Genomic DNA, 2,506 nt, shown 5'->3' on the forward strand with positions numbered 1-2,506 from the left:
AATGGCGGAGGAGAAAAAATGCAAGATTATATATTGGAAGTAAAAGATCTCTGCAAATATTATCCCGGAGTAAAAGCGCTGGATGGCGTATCGGTAGGCTTTAAAGAGGGAGAGATACACGCGCTGGCAGGAGAAAACGGCGCGGGGAAATCAACGCTGATAAAGATGCTGACAGGAGCAATCGAGCCAACCCGGGGAGAGATCGTACTGAGAGGGGAGTCGTACCCAAAGCTGGGGCCGATCGAAGCGATCGACAAGGGAATCTCAGCGGTGTACCAGGAGTTCAACCTGATTCCATACCTTACAGTGGCAGAGAACGTATTTTATGGCAAAGAGATCATGAAGGGAGCGTTCGTCGACAAAAAGGCAATGGCAGCAGAGGTGCAGAAGGCGCTGGATGAATTTGAGATCGAGCTGAACCCGATGTCGGTGATAAGCGACCTGGGAGTGGCGTACCAGCAGATCACGGAAATCGTGAAAGCGGTAATGTCAAATTCGCGGGTGCTGATCATGGACGAGCCGACGGCGCCGCTGACAAACAAAGAAACAGAGTTATTATTCAATATCGTAGATAAGCTGAAGAAAAACAAGGTAACGATCATATTCATCTCGCACAGGATGGAAGAAATGTTTGAAATCTGTGACAGAGTAACGGTGCTGCGGGATGGGAAATATATATCGACGAAGGACATCAAGGATATCACAAGAAAAGAACTGATCGCAGATATGGTAGGGCGCGAGCTGGGAGAAGATTATCCGGAGCGTGTAAAGCCATTGGGAGAAACGGTACTGCAGGTAAAGGGGCTGACGAACGATAAGGTAAAGGACGTGAGCTTCGAGGTAAAGCGGGGAGAAATCCTTGGCTTTGGCGGCCTTGTGGGAGCAGGGCGAACGGAAGTAATGCAGGCGCTGTTTGGAGCAGACCGGGTGGAATCGGGAGAAGTATACCTGAACGGGAAGCAGATCAGGATCAAGAATCCGGGAGAAGCCCTGGACCACGGAATCGGACTGATCCCGGAAGACCGGAAGAACCAGGGAGTACTGCTGGGACTGTCGATCAAGGAGAACGTGACGTTCAGTTCGCTCAAGCAGGCAATGAAGGGACCGTTTGTAGATAACAAAAAGGACTCTGCGATCGCGAACGAATATATTGGGAAGCTGCAGATCAAGACGCCGAGCGTAAACCAGCTGGTGAAGAACCTGTCGGGAGGAAACCAGCAGAAGGTGGTACTTGCAAAGGTACTGGCGACGAAGTGCGACGTGATCATATTCGACGAGCCGACACGCGGAATCGACGTAGGAGCAAAACAGGAGATCTACAACCTGATGAGGCACCTTGCGGACGAGGAAGGGAAGACGATCCTGATGGTATCGTCAGAGATGCCGGAGCTGATTGGAATGAGCGACCGAATACTGGTGATGCGTTTTGGACAGGTAGCAGGGGAGCTGAAGCGTGAAGAGTTCTCACAGGAACTGATACTGGAGTACGCTTCCGGATTAATAGGAGGTTGATGAAATGGGAAAAGAGTTGAATCAAAACAGTGTAGGCGGAAAGAGCATCAAGCGGATACTGGGGAGTTATGGAATTGTATTCGTACTGATCGCGCTGATCGTGGTGTTTGCGATCCTGTCGAACAGGTTCCTGACGCCGGATAACATTTTTAACATCTTAAGGCAGGTATCGATCGTAGGAATCATAGCAGTAGGTATGACGTTCATCATGCTGACAGGAGGAATCGACCTTTCGGTAGGATCGGTAGCAGGCTTCGCAGGAGTAGGGGCGGCGCTGCTGATGACAGAGCAGTCGATGAACCCGGTGCTTGCAGCGATCATCATGTGCCTGTTTGGCATAGGACTTGGGCTTGCGAACGGGTTCTTCATTTCGAAGCTGGCGGTACCGCCGTTCATCGCAACGCTGGGTATGATGGTATCGATCAGGGGACTTGCGTACATCATCACAGGAGGACTTCCGGTATTCGGGTTTGACTCGTCGTACACGCAGCTTGGACAGGGATACCTTGGGCCGATCCCGATCCCGGTGCTGATCATGGCGGCAGTATTCATCTTTGGAATTATATTCCTGTCGAAGACAAGGGCAGGGCGGCACATTTACGGCGTAGGCGGAAACGAAGAAGCGTCGAGGCTGTCGGGAGTAAACGTATCGAAGATCAAATTCCTGGTATATGCGGTAGGTGGATTCATGAGTGCGCTTGCAGGGCTTGTAATCCTTGCGAGGACGAACTCAGGGCAGCCGAATGCAGGAGAAGGTTATGAAATGGACGTTATCACAGGCGTAGTACTGGGCGGCGTGAGCATGACAGGAGGCCAGGGGAAGCTGTACATGGTAATCATCGGTGTACTGATCATGGGAATCCTGCAGAATGGTATGACAATGCTGGGAATCAACGAATTCGTACAGAAGTTCGTAAGAGGTATGGTGCTGATTGCGGCGGTAGCGTTCGACAGCTTCATCAAATCCCGCAGGGCCAAAGAAGTTAACGCGTAA

Annotated in this window: 2 protein-coding genes; both read left to right on the plus strand. The window is 51.1% G+C overall.

All coding sequences use genetic code 11. The features are described from left to right. The first annotated feature begins 18 nt into the window (after positions 1–18). Entirely contained in the window at positions 19–1,512 is a 1,494-nt protein-coding gene (locus tag ACS5WU_RS13835) for a sugar ABC transporter ATP-binding protein (protein WP_307756869.1), read from the plus strand. A gap of 4 nt (positions 1,513–1,516) precedes the next feature. After that, complete coding sequence (locus tag ACS5WU_RS13840) at positions 1,517–2,506, plus strand: ABC transporter permease (protein WP_465089205.1); 990 nt, start codon at positions 1,517–1,519, stop codon at positions 2,504–2,506.

It is taken from the genome of Christensenella sp. KGMB01412, from assembly GCF_055522415.1.

Excerpts from the sequence above, each read along its gene's own strand:
- ACS5WU_RS13835 (WP_307756869.1), top strand. The coding sequence starts at position 19 with ATGCAAGATTATATATTGGAAGTAAAAGATCTCTGCAAATATTATCCC.
- ACS5WU_RS13840 (WP_465089205.1), top strand. The coding sequence starts at position 1,517 with ATGGGAAAAGAGTTGAATCAAAACAGTGTAGGCGGAAAGAGCATCAAG.